This is a genomic window from Mesorhizobium sp. M7A.F.Ca.CA.002.05.1.1, assembly GCF_003998335.1.
Lineage (GTDB): Bacteria > Pseudomonadota > Alphaproteobacteria > Rhizobiales > Rhizobiaceae > Mesorhizobium.
Genome location: NZ_RZQI01001693.1, coordinates 1 through 302 on the forward strand (window position 1 = coordinate 1; position 302 = coordinate 302).

The following is a 302-nucleotide window of genomic DNA, read 5'->3' on the forward strand; positions in this document are numbered from 1 at the left end:
ACAGTGCTGCGCTACCTCTCAGCATTGCTGAGCGGTCGCGAAGCCCGCTACATCGGCCATAATCCGGCCGGCGGCGCGATGGTAATCGTGTTGATCGGGGCGATGGGATTAACCGCGTTGACCGGATGGCTGATGACAACGGACGCCTATTTCGGCGTGCCATGGGTCGAGGCAGCACACAGCCTCGCCGCGCACAGTCTGCTCCTGCTGGTCCTTTTCCATATGGGTGGCGTCGCGCTGGCAAGCTTTCGACATCGTGAAAACCTTGTCCGGGCCATGATTACGGGGCGAAAACGCAAAGC

Annotated in this window: 1 protein-coding gene; it reads left to right on the forward strand. The window is 60.6% G+C overall.

The genetic code is table 11. The features are described from left to right. Positions 1–302 (forward strand): cytochrome b/b6 domain-containing protein (locus EN939_RS37825; RefSeq protein WP_206528495.1); only part of this gene is annotated, 302 nt, incomplete at both ends.